Consider the following 16897-nt stretch of genomic DNA (forward strand, 5'->3'; position numbering starts at 1 on the left):
AAATTAAAATATTGATTTTTGAATTAAATTTGTTTAAATTAATTATATTAATAATGCATTATTAATAATGCATTGTAGTGTGATATTATAAATCAAGCACCACTGAACTTGAATTTTTATTACATTAAGTTATATCAATTGATTAGTAAACGTAATTTATATATTTAAATATTTGATGAAAAATAATTGTATTTCTAAAATAAACAGCAATATATACTAATATCCTATAACCTATATCTTTTAATGAGTTAAGTCTTAACGGATATGATTTTTTTAAAAAAATATGTTTTACAAATCATCAGTTAATAATTATTTAATCTAACAAACAGTTTAAAACAAAAAAACAATACATTGTATATGAAATATTAGTTTAGTGAAAAAATAAGATGTTGAAAATAATTTTAAATAAAAATGATTAATTATGTTTATTTTTGTTTCAAGAATTTAACGAAAATTAATTTATTCCTTATATTTTAATAATGAGATATTATGTCTGAATTAAATCACTTGAATACTATTAAGAAAAGATTTCGTGGATTTTATCCTGTTGTTATTGATATAGAAACTGCTGGTTTTAACGAACAAACTGATGCTCTATTAGAAATTGCAGCAACTACTTTAAAAATGGATATAGATGGATGGATTGATCTTAACGAAACAAAACACTTTCATGTGAAACCATTTAAAGGATCGTTATTAAATCCTGAATCACTTGCATTTACGGGAATTGATCCTACAAATCCTTTACGTAGTGCTGTTAGCGAATATGAAGCTCTCAATTCTATTTTTGATATGGTCCGTAAAGGAATACAAGAAACTGGATGTAACTGTGCTATTATGGTAGCACATAATCCAACTTTTGATTTTAAATTCATGACAGCTGCTACTGAACGTACTAGTTTAAAACATAGTCCATTTCATCCTTTTGCTACTTTTGATACAGCTACATTAAGTGGAATTATTTTAGGTCAAACTGTATTAGCAAAGGCGTGCAAAGCTGTTGGTATAAATTTTGACAATATACAAGCCCATTCTGCATTATATGATACGGAACAAACTGCTGTTTTATTTTGTGAATTAGTTAATCGATGGAAAAGATTAGGAGGATGGCCGCCAAACTTTTCAGAAGTTAATTACAGTTAAAGCCAACAAATGTCGGCTTTTTATTTATTTTTTTTATTGTGTTTTTTTATTGCCTGATTAATTATTGGTTGTAATTCGTTACACTGGAACATTTCTATGATGATATCACATCCACCTATGAGTTCCCCATCAATCCATAACTGAGGAAATGTAGGCCAATTAGAATATTTGGGTAGTTCAGAACGAATATCAGGGTTTTTTAGTATATCCACATACGCAAAACGTTCCCCACAAGCTGATAAAAATTTTACTGCTTGAGCAGAAAAACCGCAACTTGGTTGATTAGGAGAACCCTTCATGTATAGTATGATCGGATTTTCTGAAATTTGACGTTGAATTTTTTCTATAGTACTATTAACCATAATAATAATCCTTAACAACATATCATTTTATTGAAAGATAAGTCTATTGAATAGTTCAATTTATTGATTATTGATACATGTAAAATTAAAAAAATATTATATATTAAATATATTTCTTGAAACATTAATCTAATCCGACTTATTAATATTTTTTAAAGCCATTAATCTTTCAACGGTATCCACTATCACTTGAGTATATAAATCTATTTCAATATTTGCATGATAACCTAAATTTTTCTGTCCGATAGTAGTTCTATGTAAAGTTTCTGGAATAATAAAAACACAAAAATTTTTTTCAACAATTTCACCTATTGTTAGACTAATACCGTCTATGCCTATACAACCTTTGTGAAATATATATTTCATTTTATTATAATCATTAATTTTAAACCATATGATATAATTATTATCTGATTTAACTATTTTATAGATCTCAGCAGTGGTCATGATATGACCTGACATTAAATGTCCTCCTATCTCATCATTTATTTTTACTGAACGTTCAATATTAACTATATCTCCTTTAGATAAATTAACTAAATTACTAATTTTTAAAGTTTCATTAATTACACAAAAATTAACATAAAAATCATTAATATTATTAACAGTTAAACAACAACCATTAATCATTACAGAAGCTCCTAATTTTAAATTAGCCATCAATTCTTTAGGAAATTTGATAGTATAATCATAAGGTAAAAAATTTTTTTCAATATATACTATTTCAGCTGTTCCTTGTACAATTCCTGTAAACATATTATTTTACCTTATTCAACTTATACTTAATAAAGATATTAATTGAATATTCATTATTTTTAATAGAATTTATCAACTATTTTAAATTACAATACTTGATTAATATATTTTATTAAAGGTATAATTAAACTAAAAGTGGGATTTATTGCGTTCTTAGCTCAGTTGGTAGAGTATCACCTCGACAAGGTGAGGGTCAATGGTTCAAATCCATTAGAACGCACCATTCCTTATTTAATATTGATATAAAATCTCAAAGAGGATAGTGGTATTTATATTTAACAACAGATAACCACAGTTTACGATTATTTTTTTGAATTTTTGAAAAAAATAGATATTACTCTATATAAATTTTTTTACAGAATTACGAATAAATCTAATTACTGCTTCTATGCCTTGTGAACGAGTGGGGGTAATGTGTTGCCTTAATGACAATTTATTAAACCAATATCCTATATCTAAAATTATAATATCTGATGCAGATAATTTCTGATAAAAAATAAATATTATAGCAATCAATCCTTTAACTATAGTCGAATCGCTATCTCCTTCAAACATAACAGTACCATCGATATTTTGAGTTATCTTGATCCACACTTGACTTTGACAACCATAAATTATATGGTCAGAATGATGTAGATTACTAGATACAACTGGAATTTTATTTCCAAGTTCAATTATATAAAGATATTTTTCTTCCCAATTAGCACAGCGATTAAAATTTAAAATTAATTGTTCTTTTTCAGGTAAAGTCAATGCTCATCTCTCCAATAAAGTTTTTTGATTATTAAATAAATGATTAATTCGTATTAAACTTGATACTAATCGATCTATTTCATCTTCACTATTATAAAAGGATAAAGAAACTCGACACATTGATGTAACATTATAATGACGCATTAAAGGAATTGCACAATGATGACCAGTGCGAATAGCAATGCCATATTTATCTAAAAAACTACCAACATCAAAAGCATGATGCTGACCAAGATTAAATGAAATGATACCAGTGTTATTGATAGGACTATATATTACAATATTAGATATTGAAGATAATTTTTTATATGCATAACAGACTAAATCAGATTCACGTTGGTTAATAACATTTAATCCTAAATTCTGTATGTAACTTAAGGCTGCTCCTAAACCGATGATTCCAATGATATTAGGGGTACCTGCTTCAAAACGCCATGGTATATTATTCCAAGTTGTACCATTTGGTAAAATTACATCATTGATCATTGAACCTCCACCTTCCCAAGGAGGCATTTCATTTAATATACTTTTTCTACCGTATAATATACCAATTCCAGTTGGTCCATACATTTTATGTCCAGAAAAGACATAAAAATCACATCCAATATCTTGAACATCAATTTTATTATGCATTATAGCTTGTGCACCATCTACAACAGTTACAACACCTGCAGCTTTTGCATATGTAATGATATCTTTTATTGGATTGATAATACCTAGAACATTAGACACATGAGTTATTGCTAGCAAACGTGTATTTTTATCAATTAATTTCACAAGTGCTTTTAAACATAATTTTCCATCTTTATTTATAGGTAATACGCGAATTTCTACACCCACTCGTTTAGCTATAATTTGCCAAGGTACTATGTTAGAGTGATGTTCCATTTCAGTTATTATCAAATTATGATCGGAATTTAAATTACTAATACCCCAAGTATTAGCTATTAAATTTATACCTTCTGTAGTGCTTTTAACAAAAATAATTTCATTAGAATATGATGCATTTATAAAATTTGCAACTTGATTACGGATATTTTCCATATAACTGGTTGCATTCGTACTTAGAGTATGAATGCCGCGATGTACTGCTGCATAATTATGTTTGTAAAAATTTTTTTCAGCATCAATAACTAATAATGGTCGTTGAGAGCTAGCAGCGTTATCAAGATAAGCTAAAGGGTATCCATTTATTTTACGTTTTAAAATAGGAAAATCTTTCCTAATAACTTCAAGATTAAATTTTATCACATATTTCCTCGAGAAATACGTTTATTTATATGATTTAAAATATCTTGCTTTACTACGTTATTATCTAATGCTTCAATTAACTCTACAGCAAACGCATTGACTAACATTAATTGTGCATCCTTTTTTTTAATCCCTCTTGATGTTAGATAGAAAATTTGCTCATTATCAATACAACCAATAGTAACTCCATGACTACATTTTACATCATCTGCATAAATTTCTAATTGAGGTTTGGTATTTACCTGAGCTTGATCGCATAACAATAAATTATTATTAATCATATTACCATCTGTTTTGAGTGCACTTGGAGCTACTTTAATATGACCGTTAAATACTGCACAACTTTTATCTAGCACTATAGCTTTATGTATTTGACGGCTTTTACAATCACTTTTATTATGTTCTAAATAAATACGAATATCAGCAATCTCTTGATTTGTAGGCACAGATAGGCTGTTAATTATTAGTTCAGAATGTTTACCATTTAATTTTATACTGTTATTATGACGACTTATTTTTGTACCTATTAAAAATGTATTACTAACTACTTGTGCATTATCACCGATAATCATATCGTTATGAGAAAAATGATAACTTTTATTATTCTCAAATGCTAATTTAGTATGTTGTAAATTTGCGTGATCAGATATATTAAATGTTAAACGTGAACCAGTAAAATGTGCGTTTGAATTTAAAGTTAAGAAATGTTCTATTACTTCAATTTTAGTGTTTTTTTCTAAGATTAAATGATTACGATAATGAACAGTATTAAGACCATCTTTTTGACCATCATTTATATGTAACAAATAAAGAGGAGTTGATGATACTTTATTACTTGACACACGTATAATATTAATTTGTTCTGCTAAGCTTTCAGTTAAATGTAAAAATATTTCTGGATGAATTGGTTCTGGTAATTTTAAATCTTCAGATATTGTCTTATTATTAATTTCAAATATTGAATTATCATAAGAACTTAATGATAATTCAAAATAACCATTGACAAAAACTAATCGAGATGCATTTAGTTGCAATGTTAGTTGATTTATTTTATCGATGCTGAATTTTGTTTTTTTTGGAAAAACAAATTGCTGTGATAAAAAGTTAGTTAGTGGGGTATACTTCCAATTCTCATCTTTATTATCTGGTAATCCTGTTTTTATTAAATAGTTCCAATGTTTTTGAGCATGAAGAGAACGATTAACTTGATTGAATGTAAATAAATCATACCATTTTTTTAAAGCACTAACATTATTATTCAGTGAGCCAGCCATAGCCATGTTCCTCTAACTGTCTAACCAATGAAAAATCTCCTGATTTTACTATGCTACCTTTGTATAAAACGTGTACTACATCCGGCTTTATATAATTTAGTATACGTTGGTAATGCGTAATAATAATAAAGGAACGAATTTCATTACGCAAAGAATTTACACCATTTGATATAGTTTTTAGTGCATCGATATCTAATCCAGAATCAGTTTCATCTAAAATACATAGTTCTGGTTCAAGTAAAGACATCTGTAAAATATCATTAAGTTTTTTTTCTCCTCCAGAAAAACCTACATTTACATATCGTTTAAGTAAATCTGATGGCATCCCTAAAAGTTTTATCTTCTCTTCAATAATATCTTGAAATTTAAAATGATCAAGTTCTTGAAAACCTCTATATTTGCGTATTTCATTTACTGCTGTTTGCAAAAATAACTTATTACTCACACCAGGAATTTCAATTGGATATTGAAAAGCCATAAAAATACCTTCACAAGCTCGTTCTTCAGGCTTTAATTCTAACAAATTCTTGTTTTTAAAGATTATAGAACCACTAATAATCTTATTTTCTCCTCTGCCAGTTATAGTTGAAGCAAGAGTGCTTTTTCCCGAGCCATTAGGCCCCATAATCGCATACGTTTTCCCTGGTTTTATTTCAAGGTTAAGACTGTTTAAAATAACTTTATTTTCAATACTTACGTTTAGTTCTTTTATATTTAACATAATATTATGATTTCCTTTCCATTAATACAATGGAAGTACATGACATATTTAGCACTACTAACCGACACTATGCTCAAGACTAATAGATAGTAATTTTTGAGCTTCTATAGCAAACTCTAATGGTAACTTAGAAAACACATCTTTACAAAAACCATTTATTATCATTAAAATAGCATCTTCTTCACTTATCCCGCGTTGTAAAAAATAGAACATTTGATCTTCACCTATACGTGAAGTTGTTGCTTCGTGTTCTAATTGTGCTGTATTAGTAAAATTTTCTATATATGGAAAGGTGTGTGAGCTACAATCACGCCCAATTAACATAGAATCACATTGTGTAAAATTTCTTGCGTTTTTTGCACTAGTTAATATTTTTACTAATCCACGATATGTGTTTTTACTTTTACCTGCAGATATTCCTTTGGATATAATAGTAGATTTAGTGTTTTTACCAATATGAATCATTTTAGTACCACTATCTGCTTGCTGATATCCGGTAGTTAATGCAACTGAATAAAATTTACCTACAGAATTATCTCCTTTTAAAATGCAACTTGGATATTTCCAAGTAATAGCTGAACCAGTTTCCGATTGTGTCCAAGACATTTTGCTATTATTACCTTCACATAATGCACGTTTAGTAACAAAATTTAAAATGCCACCTTGACCATTGTTACCAGGAAACCAATTTTGCACAGTAGAATATTTAACTTCAGCATTTTTATGAAGTATCACTTCTACCACTGCTGCATGTAATTGATGAGAACTGTGTATAGGTGCAGAACATCCTTCAATATAACTTACGTAGCTATCTTGTTCTGCAATTAAGATAGTTCTTTCAAATTGTCCAGTTTTAGCTGCATTAATACGAAAATAGGTAGACAGTTCCATAGGACATCTTACTCCTTTTGGTATATAAACAAAAGTACCATCTGATGCTACAGCAGCATTTAAAGATGCATAGAAATTATCATTTATTGGGACTACACTACCAAGATATTGTCTTACTAAATCTGGATGTTTTTGAATTGCTTCATTAAAAGAACAAAAAATAATTCCAAACTTAGATAATTCATTACTGTATGTTGTTGCAACTGAAACAGAATCAAAGATAGCATCTATAGCAACTTGATTTCCTTCTCGTACAGGGACACCTAATTTATTAAAAGTATTTTCTACTTCTTTAGTCAAGTAATTATCATTAAGTTTTCGATCTGTAGATAGTAGTTTATTTTCAAAACTAGATGAATTAGATTCATTGCTGCAATTACATGAAGGTGTAGAATAATAAACATAATCTTGATAATCAAGATTGTCATAATATCCTTTTAACCAATGAGGTTCTTCCATTTTTAACCAAAGATCAAATGCTTCAAGACGAAAATTTAACATCCATTTTGGTTCATGTCTTTTTTGTGAAATTTCTCGAACAACATTTTCATTAATACCTTTATTAATTGCATCATTTTTTAATTCAGTAAAAAAACCTTCTTTATAATTTATACTATCTTCCCAAAATTGAATATCTTTAGACGATTTAATATTTTGTGACATATTTTTAATTACTCTATGCTAAAACTTTCACCGCACCCACATGAGTTTTGTGCTTTGGGGTTATTGAATTTAAAATGTTGATTTAATCCTTCATTAACATAATCTATTTGAGTTCCATCAATAAAAGGCATTGCTTGAAGTGATACAAATAATGTAACATATTGAAATGAAAATTTTAAATCTTGACTTGAAGGATTTTGTATTAAATCTACAATGTATTTAAAGCCTGCACAACCGGATTTTTTTATTCCTAACCATAATCCTTTGATTTCAGGATTCTTATTAATTAGACTAAATATTTTTTTTTCTGCAGATATAGTTAATGTAAACCCTTGCCATTCTAAATCATTATAAGCAATATGGTCTAAATTTTTGTGTTTCATATTTAATCCTCTTAAAAATAGTTTATATTTATTAATTAAATATATTTTACTAATCCATTGTAGAGGTGTTGTAATTTACGTTTTTTATAATTAAAATTTCAATTGTAAAATATAATATTATTTAATATTTGTTAGTAAATATTTTTACAAGTACTTACTTATAATTAAGTATATCAAAATAATAAAGATAGATTAGTTAATCACAGTATAAAATTGTTATGATTTCATTCTTAATTAAGAATGAAAATTTCTTATTTTCTTAATTGAATTTAATTATTAAAATTAACTGTAACTTATTTAGTATAAGTTATAAAATATTAAATAAATATATTTATATATAATAATATAAATAAACTAATTATAAAAACAATTTCTAATCATATAAAAGAAAAATCATAATAATTCAACATCTGCCTAACTATTATTCTTAACTTTTATTAAAAATAATATGCTCATTCAGCTAATATATAATAATTTGAATGTTATTATGAAAACATTTCAGTAACTAGCTACAAAAATTAATTATATCTTTACTATTAGAAAAAACAACACTAATTACTAATTTTTATTGAATTATTAACAACGATCATTTTTATATTTAATCACCTATTTTTAAATAGTTATTTAATTTTGCAATTTTCAACCAAGATTCTAAGATGTTATCTGGATTCAATGATAAACTATCTACTCCTTTTTCCATTAACCAAACTGCAAAATCAGGATTGTCTGATATTCCTTGTCCACAAATCCCAATATATTTGTTTTGTTTTTTTGCTGCATCAATAGCCATTGAAAGTAATATTTTTAATGAATCATCAAATTCATTAAATAATGAAGACAACATATTAGAATCACGATCTATACCTAGTGTTAATTGTGTCATATCATTAGATCCAATTGAAAAACCATCAAAATACTGTAAAAATTGTTCCGCTAGTAAAGCATTAGATGGTATTTCACACATCATAAAGATTTTTAATCCATTTTCTCCACGATTTAATCCTTGGTTACTTAATTCTTGAATGATACTTTGCGCTTGTTCAACTGTTCTTACAAAAGGAATCATGATTTCTATATTAGTTAATCCTACTTCATTTCGTACTTTTTTAATAGCTTGACATTCAAGGGCAAAGCAATCACGAAATCTGTCATCTAGATAACGACTTGCTCCTCTAAAACCTAACATAGGATTTTCTTCTTTTATTTCATAGTTATTTCCTCCTATTAAATTAACATATTCATTTGTTTTAAAATCAGAAAAACGTATTATTACTTTCTTAGGAAAAAAAGCTGCACCTAAAGTTGCTATACCTTCAGTTAAGCGTGATACATAATATTCTACAGGATCTTCATTAAAAGGTTGAATAATAATTGAAATTTGTTTCTTTATTTCTAATGTTTGTTTATTAAACTCTAATAGTGCTTTTGGATGTATACCTATCATACTATTAATTATAAATTCTAAACGAGCAAGACCAACACCTTCATTTGGTAAAGATGCAAAATGGAATGCACGATCCGGATTTCCGATATTCATCATGATTTTCAATGGCAACTTAGGCATATGATTAATTCTTAAATTGTTTATAGTAAATTTTAATGCACTATTATAGACATTTCCTATTTCACCTTCATTACAAGATACTGTTATTATAGAATTGTTTTTAATAGCATCAGTTGCATTTCCACATCCAACTATAGCTGGAATACCTAGCTCACGTGCAATAATAGCAGCATGACAGGTGCGACCACCACGATTAGTGACAATTGCAGAAACTTTTTTCATAATTGGTTCCCAGTCTGGACCAGTCATATCAGTAATTAGAACATCTTTTTCTTGAATAAGATTTATTTTATTGATATCAAAAATAACTTTTGCTGTACCAGAACCAATTTTATTTCCTATAGCTCGACCTGTTACTAACAATTGACTTTTTTCTTGCAAAACATACTGTTCTATTATATTATTATTAGCATTAAAGCAAACAGTTTCTGGTCTCGCCTGTAAAACAAATAATTTGCCTGTTTTTCCATCTTTTGCCCATTCTATGTCCATCGGTCTTTTGTAGTGTTGTTCAATTAATATTGCTTGACGTGCTAAAATTTGAAGTTCTGTGTCATTTAAACAAAATTTATTTCTTTCAGATTTAGGTACTTCTTCAACATACACTGTTTGTTTATCTTTTTGTAAACAATCGGAATAAATCATTCTAACTTTTTTAGATCCCATAATTCTACGAATTATTGATTTTTTATTAGAAACTAAAGCAGGTTTATAAACATAAAATTCATCAGTATTAACAGCACCTTGAACTACCATCTCTCCTAAACCCAATGCAGCTGTAATAAATACTACTTTATCAAAACCAGATTCTGTATCTATAGTGAACATTACACCAGAGCATGCTAAATCAGAACGAACCATTCTTTGTATTCCTACAGATAAGGTTACATTTCGGTGATTATATCCTTTGTGAATACGGTATGAAATTGCTCGCATACTAAATAATGAAGCATATACTTTTTTAATTGAAATTAATATTGAATTAATGTTTTTTATATTTAAATATGTTTCCTGTTGTCCTGCAAAGGACGCATCTGGTAAATCTTCTGTATTTGCTGAAGATCTTATAGCAAATGACGCTTCAGTATCATTAATTATGATACTTTTATAAGCTTTATAAATTTCTATTTCTAGTTTTTTTGGAAGTGGTTTATTTATAATCCATTGGCAAATTTGTTCGCTAATTCTGCGTAAATTATCAATTTTATTAAGATCGTTTTTTTCTAAAATATCATAAATGTCATGGTTCATACCATCTTGACTAAGGAAATCATTAAATGCATAAGATGTAGTTACATATCCATTTGGAATATTAATGCCAATTAAAGATAAATTGTTAATCATTTCACCTATAGAAGCATTTTTACCTCCAACTAAATCAATATCTTTAATATTTATCTGATGATACCATAGTATTAATGGTCTATCTGTTTTTCTATACATTTATCTTATCCTTTTACAGCTAACATATAACAATATTAAAGGTAAAATGTATAACTTAAAAAAATATAAGCTTTTAATAAACATACTAATAAACAATATCTTATTTATAATTATACATTTCAAATATCTTACTTATAAAAATGATAATTAAATAAATAAAGTCCAAACATATCTATCGTTTCTTTCATTGTAAAGAAATCTATTGTAATAATCATCAAGAAACATACGTTACTATTAATAAATAAACAAATTTAAAAAGTTTTTTAATTAAAAATTATTATTAATAATTGAAATGTTTGAATTGTAAATATTCATTTAAAATATGTTTATTGTATACTAATTTATAGTTTCATACCTTATTTCTATAATATTCTAATAGCCAGCGATTTTGATCGCTGATATTTTTTCTACTTTGGTAAATATATTAATTATAATGCATTTAGAAATTACATATTAAAATAAAACAGAAAAATAATAGCTGAGCAGAAAAGCCATGAATTTTGGCTTTTCTGTAAATATTATATTAATTGTTTTTCTTAAAAATTGCTTTTTCAACTCTATTTTTTAATTTTTGACCGGGACGGAACGTTACTACACGACGAGCAGTGATTGCAACATCTTCTCCGGTTTTGGGATTTCTACCTGGACGTTGATTTTTATTACGCAAATCAAAATTACCAAATCCAGAAAGTTTTACTTGTTCTCCATTTTCTAAAGTACAACGAATCTCTTCGAAAAATATTTCTACTAATTCTTTTGAGTCGCGTTTACTTAAACTAAGTTTTTCAAATAGATATTCTGACATTTCAGCTTTTGTAAGCGCCATAGGTTTAATTCCTCAAGGTTACCTGGAATCGCTTTTTCAATGCCATAATATACTTGTTTACTATTATAGCAATCTCTTCTTCTTTAAGTGTCCGTTTAGTATCCTGTAAAATTAAGCTAATTGTGAGACTCTTATAACCTTTAGAAATACCTTTGCCACGGTACACATCTAATAAGTTTATCCCAACCAACTGATTTATGCCAATTTTTTTACATAAAGTAATTATGTCTCCTGTAGGAATATTTTCATTTACTATAATAGAAATATCTCTACGATTGATTGGAAAAGGAGAAATTTCTCGTTCTTTATTAATAGATTTGCAATCTGATAACTCATTCCAAAGTAATTCGAATATTATAGTTTCATGTTTGATTTTAAATTTGTTCTGTAGATTAGGATGGATTGCGCCTATAAAACCAATTTTTTTATCATGTAAATAAATTGCTGCACTTTTTCCTGGGTGAAGAGCAAAGTGTAAATCAGCCTTAAAACTTATTTGTTCTATGTTTTTGGATAACTGTAATAAAGATTCTAAATCACCTTTTAAATCGTAAAAATCAACTAATGTAGATTTACAATCCCAGTGATCTTCTACCTTGTTACCACTTATTATAGCTGCTAGTAGCAATGTTTGAGTAATATCTGATTCATTTTCATTTGATGTAAAGCAATATCCACTTTCAAATAAACGTATTCGATTTTGTTGATGATTTTGATTGTAAGTTAATATATTAATCAAACCAGTCCAGATAGATGTACGCATTACTGACATATCTTGAGATATAGGATTGATAATAAAGATAGCTTTGTGTTGTGGGTTGATTAATTTTTGTTTTTTAGGATCTACAAAACTATAAGTAATTACTTCTTGATAGCCTTTATCTACTAAAAGATTCTTTGCACGTTTTAAAGATAAGATGTTTTCAGGATGTTCCATCATTACCAGTTCAGTCTTAATAGGCACATTTGGAATATTATTATAACCAAAGATACGTATTACTTCTTCAATTAAATCTTCTTCAACAAAAATATCCACACGCCAACTTGGTATTTCTACTGTCCAATAATTATGTTTTTTATGTACAATAAAACCAAGTTTTTTTAATATATCTTCAATTTTAGTATCAGAGATTTTAAAACCAATTAAACGATCTAATTTCATACGATGTAAATTTAATTTTAAATCTACTGGTAATAATTCATTGTATACGTGATTTATAATTGGACCTGCTTGACCACCACAAATATCTAATAATAATTTAGTAGCGTATTCAAGTGCTTTACATTGTATTTTATGATCAATACCACGTTCATATCTATAAGATATATCACTATTTAAATTACAAGAACGTACATTATTTAAAATATATGATGGATTAAAATAAGCAGATTCTAATAAAATGTTTTGAGTTTTATTACTGATGTTAGAATGTGAATCAATACAAATACCTGCTATTGATAAAACCTTATTTTGATCAGCAATGACGAGAATATTATTATTTAAGTCAATTCGTGCACCATGTAATAAAGTAAATTTTTCATCGTTTTCTGCCATACGTATATTAATAAATTGATCGACACAATCAATATCAAAAACACTTATAGGCTGGCCAATTTCCATTAAAATATAATTATTAATATCTATTACTACATTGATTGACGGTATTCCACATCTTCTTAACTTTTCTTTAATCCATAATGGTGTAGTAATATTTATATTAATATCTTTTATTACACGAGCTAAATATCGGGGACATGCTTTTTTCTCTTTTATATAAATTGGTATGATATTATCTATATTTGGTTTTATTGGAGTGATTTGTAAATCCTTTAATGGTAAAGAATATAATGCTGCAATATCACGAGATATACCAATAATACTAAGACAGTCAGCACGATTTGGAGTAATATTGATTTCAATAATATTATCATTTAGTTGTAGATAACTATAAACATCTTTTCCAATAGGAGTACTAGGTGGTAATTCGATGATGCAGTCATCTGCATCTGAAATTCCTAAATCAAAAAAAGAACAAATAACACCTTCATATTTAATTCCGTTATCTTTTAGTATTTTAAATTTTTTATTGCCTGGCAAAACATCTTCTGAAGTAGCTACAGCTACCTTTAGTCCTAATCGGCAATTAATCGAATCACAAGCTATATTTAATATTTGTTCATCACCTATGTTAACTTTAAGAAGTTTAATTTTATTAAAATTTGATTTATTTTTACAATCAATAATTACACCAGTTACAATACCATGAAATAAATTACTAACTACTGAAACATTTTCTACTTCTAGTCCTAGCATAGTAATTTGCTCGCATAGTACATTAGTACTAAGATTTGGATTTACCCATTGACGTAACCATAACTCGCTAAATTTCATTCAATATCCTAAACTTATCTAAATTGTTTAAGAAAACGCAGGTCATTTTCAAAAAATGAGCGAAGATCTTTGATTTCATAACGTAACATAGCTATACGTTCAACTCCCATACCAAAAGCAAAACCAGAATATATATCTGGATCAATATTCATGTCGATCAATATTTTTGGATTTACTAGTCCACAACCTAAAACCTCTAACCATTTATTATGTTTGTTCATAATATCAAACTCTGCTGAAGGCTCGGTAAATGGAAAATAAGATGGACGAAAGCGAATTTTTACGTTATTTCCAAAAAACTTATATAAAAAATCATAAATAATCTTTTTTAAATTTGCAAAACTTATATTTTTATCAATAAGTAATCCTTCTACTTGATGAAACATAGGTGTATGGGATTGATCATAATCTTTCCGATATACACGTCCAGAAGATATTATGCGAATCGGTGGTTTCTCTTGTTTCATTATACGAATTTGCACTCCTGATGTTTGAGTGCGTAATAAATTAATTTCATCTAACCAGAAAGTATCATTATTGGTACGTGCTGGATGGTGTTCTGGAATATTTAATGCATCAAAGTTGTAATATTTATCTTCGATTTCAAAACCATTAACTATATTGAAACCTAATCTATTAAAAAATATTTCAATTCTATCCATAGTAGTAGTGATAGGATGTAGACCACCATTATCTATTCTACGACCAGGAAGAGAGATATCTATATGTTCATGTGATAAACGTAAATTCAACGAAATACATTCTAATTTATACTTGTGATTATTTATATGAGATATGATTTTTTGTTTAGCTTTGTTAAGCCTTTTAGCTTCTATTAAGCGTTTTTTGTCTGGAATTTCAGATAAAGAATTTAGTAATTGTGTTATATATCCTTTTTTTCCAAGATATTTAATTTTTATTAATTCAAGTGAATTAATATCTTGGGAATTTTCTATATTAATTAAGGCTTCATCTATCAAATTTGATAGTTTTTTACACATTTTTTTCTCTTTAAATTTAAATATTAACCACTAGATTTTATAAGTTTCTTAAAATATATTCAATACTAATAAAAAACCTCCACTAACTAAGGAGGTTTTTAAGTAGCCTTTTATTTTTTAATTTATTATATATTTTATAATTCATAAAATAATAAAACACTTAACCTAAAATAATAATTCTAAAAAACTTTACATCTAAAAAATCAATTCATTATTACCTATGATAATAATTACTTCTAAATCATAATTTATGCTGGAATTGCACTTGCTTTCTCTATTAATTTAGAAAAAGACGTGATATCTAAGACGGCCATATCAGCTAAATTTTTACGATCTATTCTTATAGCTGCTCTTTTAAGCATATTTATTAAATTACTATAAGATATACCATATTGTCTAGAAGCAGCATTAATACGTGAAATCCATAACTGACGAAATTGACGTTTGCGTTGTTTACGGTCACGATATGCATATTGACCAGATCTTATAACAGCTTGAAAAGCAGTCCGATAAGTGCGTGATCTAGCACCGTAATAACCCTTGGCTTTTTTTAAAATTTTTTTATGACGTGAGCGACCAGTTATGCTATGTTTGACTCGAGCCATTTAAGCTCTCCTATTTTATATCTGATATTAACACGAATTATTATAAATATGGCAAGCATACATTAATTGAATCTAAATCTCCTGAGGAAATCATATTTTTGAGACGAAGATGGCGTTTACGTTTAGTAGACTTCTTAGTTAGAAGATGGCGTAAATTGGCATGTTTATATTTAAAGCCACCATATGCAGTTTTTTTAAATCTTTTAGCTACGCTACGTATTGTTTTTATTTTTAACATGTTTAACAATATCCAATTTATTGTTAATATAAATGATGATTTTTCATAATTTTTGATATTTAGTGAATATTTCTATTTTTTTTAGGTGCAAGCATCATAATTATTTGACGACCTTCAACTTTTGCAGGAAAAGATTCTATTACAGCTAAATCTAAATCTTCGCAGAGATCTTTTCTTATACGATTTAAAATTTCCATACCAATTTGTTGATGAGCCATTTCACGACCACGAAATCGAAGAGTGACTTTCGTCTTATCTCCTTCTTCTAGAAACTTAATTAAATTTCGTAATTTAATTTTGTAGTCACCTTCATCAGTACCAGGACGAAATTTTATTTCTTTAATGTGAACTATTTTTTGTTTCTTTTTTTGTTCTTTAGAAGATTTACTTTTTTCGTAAACAAATTTTCCATAATTCATGATACGACAAACTGGTGGTTCAGCGTTAGGACTGATTTCAACTAAATCGACTCCTAATACTTCAGCCCGTTTTAACGCTTCTTGTAGACTAACAATACCAATTTGCTCACCATTAAATCCTGTTAAACGTACTTCAGCTGCATTAATTTCATTATTAATACGATCTGAACGAGTAAACTGTGTTCTTTTTGCGCCTTTAATACTTTATTCCT

General features: G+C 27.4%; 16 protein-coding genes and 1 tRNA gene. 2 read left to right on the top strand and 15 right to left on the bottom strand.

The annotated features are described in order from the left end of the window. Positions 1-489: 489 nt before the first annotated feature. Complete coding sequence (rnt, locus tag CRV10_RS01000; RefSeq protein ID WP_136129964.1) at positions 490-1143, top strand: ribonuclease T; 654 nt, start codon at positions 490-492, stop codon at positions 1141-1143. 20 nt (positions 1144-1163) lie between these two features. Here rnt and grxD read toward each other — a convergent pair whose 3' ends face one another. Together grxD and CRV10_RS01010 are read right to left on the bottom strand one after the other, a co-directional pair. Beyond that, a complete protein-coding gene (gene grxD / locus CRV10_RS01005) occupies positions 1164-1505 on the bottom strand; it encodes a Grx4 family monothiol glutaredoxin (RefSeq protein WP_136129965.1) in 342 nt (113 codons plus the stop codon). Between the two features lie 129 nt (positions 1506-1634). Beyond that, positions 1635-2261: a riboflavin synthase subunit alpha gene (locus tag CRV10_RS01010; RefSeq protein ID WP_136129966.1), complete on the bottom strand. Its 627-nt coding sequence runs from the start codon at positions 2259-2261 to the stop codon at positions 1635-1637. A gap of 147 nt (positions 2262-2408) precedes the next feature. Here CRV10_RS01010 and CRV10_RS01015 point away from each other — a divergent pair. Then, a tRNA-Val gene (locus CRV10_RS01015) sits at positions 2409-2484 on the top strand. Between the two features lie 116 nt (positions 2485-2600). On the opposite strand, the gene sufE is transcribed toward CRV10_RS01015, so the two are convergent. From sufE to infC, 13 genes are all read right to left on the bottom strand, one after another. Next, entirely contained in the window at positions 2601-3014 is a 414-nt protein-coding gene (sufE, locus tag CRV10_RS01020) for a cysteine desulfuration protein SufE (protein WP_136129967.1), read from the bottom strand. Between the two features lie 3 nt (positions 3015-3017). Next, positions 3018-4262, bottom strand: coding sequence for a cysteine desulfurase SufS (gene sufS / locus CRV10_RS01025; protein WP_136130094.1), 1245 nt, complete (start codon positions 4260-4262; stop codon positions 3018-3020). Further along, on the bottom strand, positions 4262-5539 hold the full coding sequence (gene sufD / locus CRV10_RS01030; protein ID WP_136129968.1) for a Fe-S cluster assembly protein SufD: 1278 nt from the start codon (positions 5537-5539) through the stop codon (positions 4262-4264). Before sufD ends, sufS begins: the two co-directional genes overlap by 1 nt. Then, the gene (gene sufC, locus CRV10_RS01035) at positions 5520-6260 is read right to left on the bottom strand and encodes a Fe-S cluster assembly ATPase SufC (RefSeq protein WP_136129969.1); all 741 of its coding nucleotides are present in this window, start codon (positions 6258-6260) and stop codon (positions 5520-5522) included. The genes sufD and sufC overlap by 20 nt, the downstream gene beginning before the upstream one ends. A 57-nt stretch (positions 6261-6317) precedes the next feature. Continuing rightward, positions 6318-7814, bottom strand: coding sequence for a Fe-S cluster assembly protein SufB (gene sufB, locus CRV10_RS01040; protein WP_136129970.1), 1497 nt, complete (start codon positions 7812-7814; stop codon positions 6318-6320). An 8-nt stretch (positions 7815-7822) separates the two neighbouring features. After that, a complete protein-coding gene (sufA, locus tag CRV10_RS01045) occupies positions 7823-8197 on the bottom strand; it encodes a Fe-S cluster assembly scaffold SufA (protein WP_136129971.1) in 375 nt (124 codons plus the stop codon). 598 nt (positions 8198-8795) lie between these two features. Continuing rightward, positions 8796-11204, bottom strand: coding sequence for a phosphoenolpyruvate synthase (ppsA, locus tag CRV10_RS01050; protein ID WP_136129972.1), 2409 nt, complete (start codon positions 11202-11204; stop codon positions 8796-8798). A gap of 523 nt (positions 11205-11727) precedes the next feature. Then, the gene (gene ihfA / locus CRV10_RS01055; RefSeq protein WP_136129973.1) at positions 11728-12030 is read right to left on the bottom strand and encodes an integration host factor subunit alpha; all 303 of its coding nucleotides are present in this window, start codon (positions 12028-12030) and stop codon (positions 11728-11730) included. 4 nt (positions 12031-12034) lie between these two features. Next, positions 12035-14422, bottom strand: coding sequence for a phenylalanine--tRNA ligase subunit beta (gene pheT, locus CRV10_RS01060; RefSeq protein ID WP_136129974.1), 2388 nt, complete (start codon positions 14420-14422; stop codon positions 12035-12037). 14 nt (positions 14423-14436) lie between these two features. Continuing rightward, positions 14437-15423, bottom strand: coding sequence for a phenylalanine--tRNA ligase subunit alpha (gene pheS / locus CRV10_RS01065; protein WP_136129975.1), 987 nt, complete (start codon positions 15421-15423; stop codon positions 14437-14439). 248 nt (positions 15424-15671) lie between these two features. Continuing rightward, positions 15672-16028 carry a 50S ribosomal protein L20 gene (gene rplT, locus CRV10_RS01070; RefSeq protein WP_136129976.1) on the bottom strand — a complete coding sequence of 119 codons (357 nt, stop codon included), beginning with the start codon at positions 16026-16028 and terminating at the stop codon, positions 15672-15674. A gap of 40 nt (positions 16029-16068) precedes the next feature. Continuing rightward, complete coding sequence (rpmI, locus tag CRV10_RS01075; protein WP_136130095.1) at positions 16069-16266, bottom strand: 50S ribosomal protein L35; 198 nt, start codon at positions 16264-16266, stop codon at positions 16069-16071. A gap of 59 nt (positions 16267-16325) precedes the next feature. After that, positions 16326-16886, bottom strand: a complete 561-nt coding sequence (gene infC / locus CRV10_RS01080) for a translation initiation factor IF-3 (RefSeq protein ID WP_136129977.1) — start codon at positions 16884-16886, stop codon at positions 16326-16328. Positions 16887-16897: the final 11 nt, after the last annotated feature.

This window comes from Candidatus Pantoea edessiphila (assembly GCF_002933355.1).
Taxonomy (GTDB): domain Bacteria; phylum Pseudomonadota; class Gammaproteobacteria; order Enterobacterales; family Enterobacteriaceae; genus Pantoea_C; species Pantoea_C edessiphila.

Bases quoted from the DNA above. Each gene is read 5' to 3' on its own strand.
- rpmI (WP_136130095.1), bottom strand. From the start codon at position 16,266: ATGTTAAAAATAAAAACAATACGTAGCGTAGCTAAAAGATTTAAAAAA.
- sufD (WP_136129968.1), bottom strand. From the start codon at position 5,539: ATGGCTGGCTCACTGAATAATAATGTTAGTGCTTTAAAAAAATGGTAT.
- pheS (WP_136129975.1), bottom strand. From the start codon at position 15,423: ATGTGTAAAAAACTATCAAATTTGATAGATGAAGCCTTAATTAATATA.
- ppsA (WP_136129972.1), bottom strand. From the start codon at position 11,204: ATGTATAGAAAAACAGATAGACCATTAATACTATGGTATCATCAGATA.
- CRV10_RS01010 (WP_136129966.1), bottom strand. From the start codon at position 2,261: ATGTTTACAGGAATTGTACAAGGAACAGCTGAAATAGTATATATTGAA.
- pheT (WP_136129974.1), bottom strand. From the start codon at position 14,422: ATGAAATTTAGCGAGTTATGGTTACGTCAATGGGTAAATCCAAATCTT.
- sufA (WP_136129971.1), bottom strand. From the start codon at position 8,197: ATGAAACACAAAAATTTAGACCATATTGCTTATAATGATTTAGAATGG.
- sufC (WP_136129969.1), bottom strand. From the start codon at position 6,260: ATGTTAAATATAAAAGAACTAAACGTAAGTATTGAAAATAAAGTTATT.
- sufB (WP_136129970.1), bottom strand. From the start codon at position 7,814: ATGTCACAAAATATTAAATCGTCTAAAGATATTCAATTTTGGGAAGAT.
- rplT (WP_136129976.1), bottom strand. From the start codon at position 16,028: ATGGCTCGAGTCAAACATAGCATAACTGGTCGCTCACGTCATAAAAAA.
- grxD (WP_136129965.1), bottom strand. From the start codon at position 1,505: ATGGTTAATAGTACTATAGAAAAAATTCAACGTCAAATTTCAGAAAAT.
- ihfA (WP_136129973.1), bottom strand. From the start codon at position 12,030: ATGGCGCTTACAAAAGCTGAAATGTCAGAATATCTATTTGAAAAACTT.
- rnt (WP_136129964.1), top strand. From the start codon at position 490: ATGTCTGAATTAAATCACTTGAATACTATTAAGAAAAGATTTCGTGGA.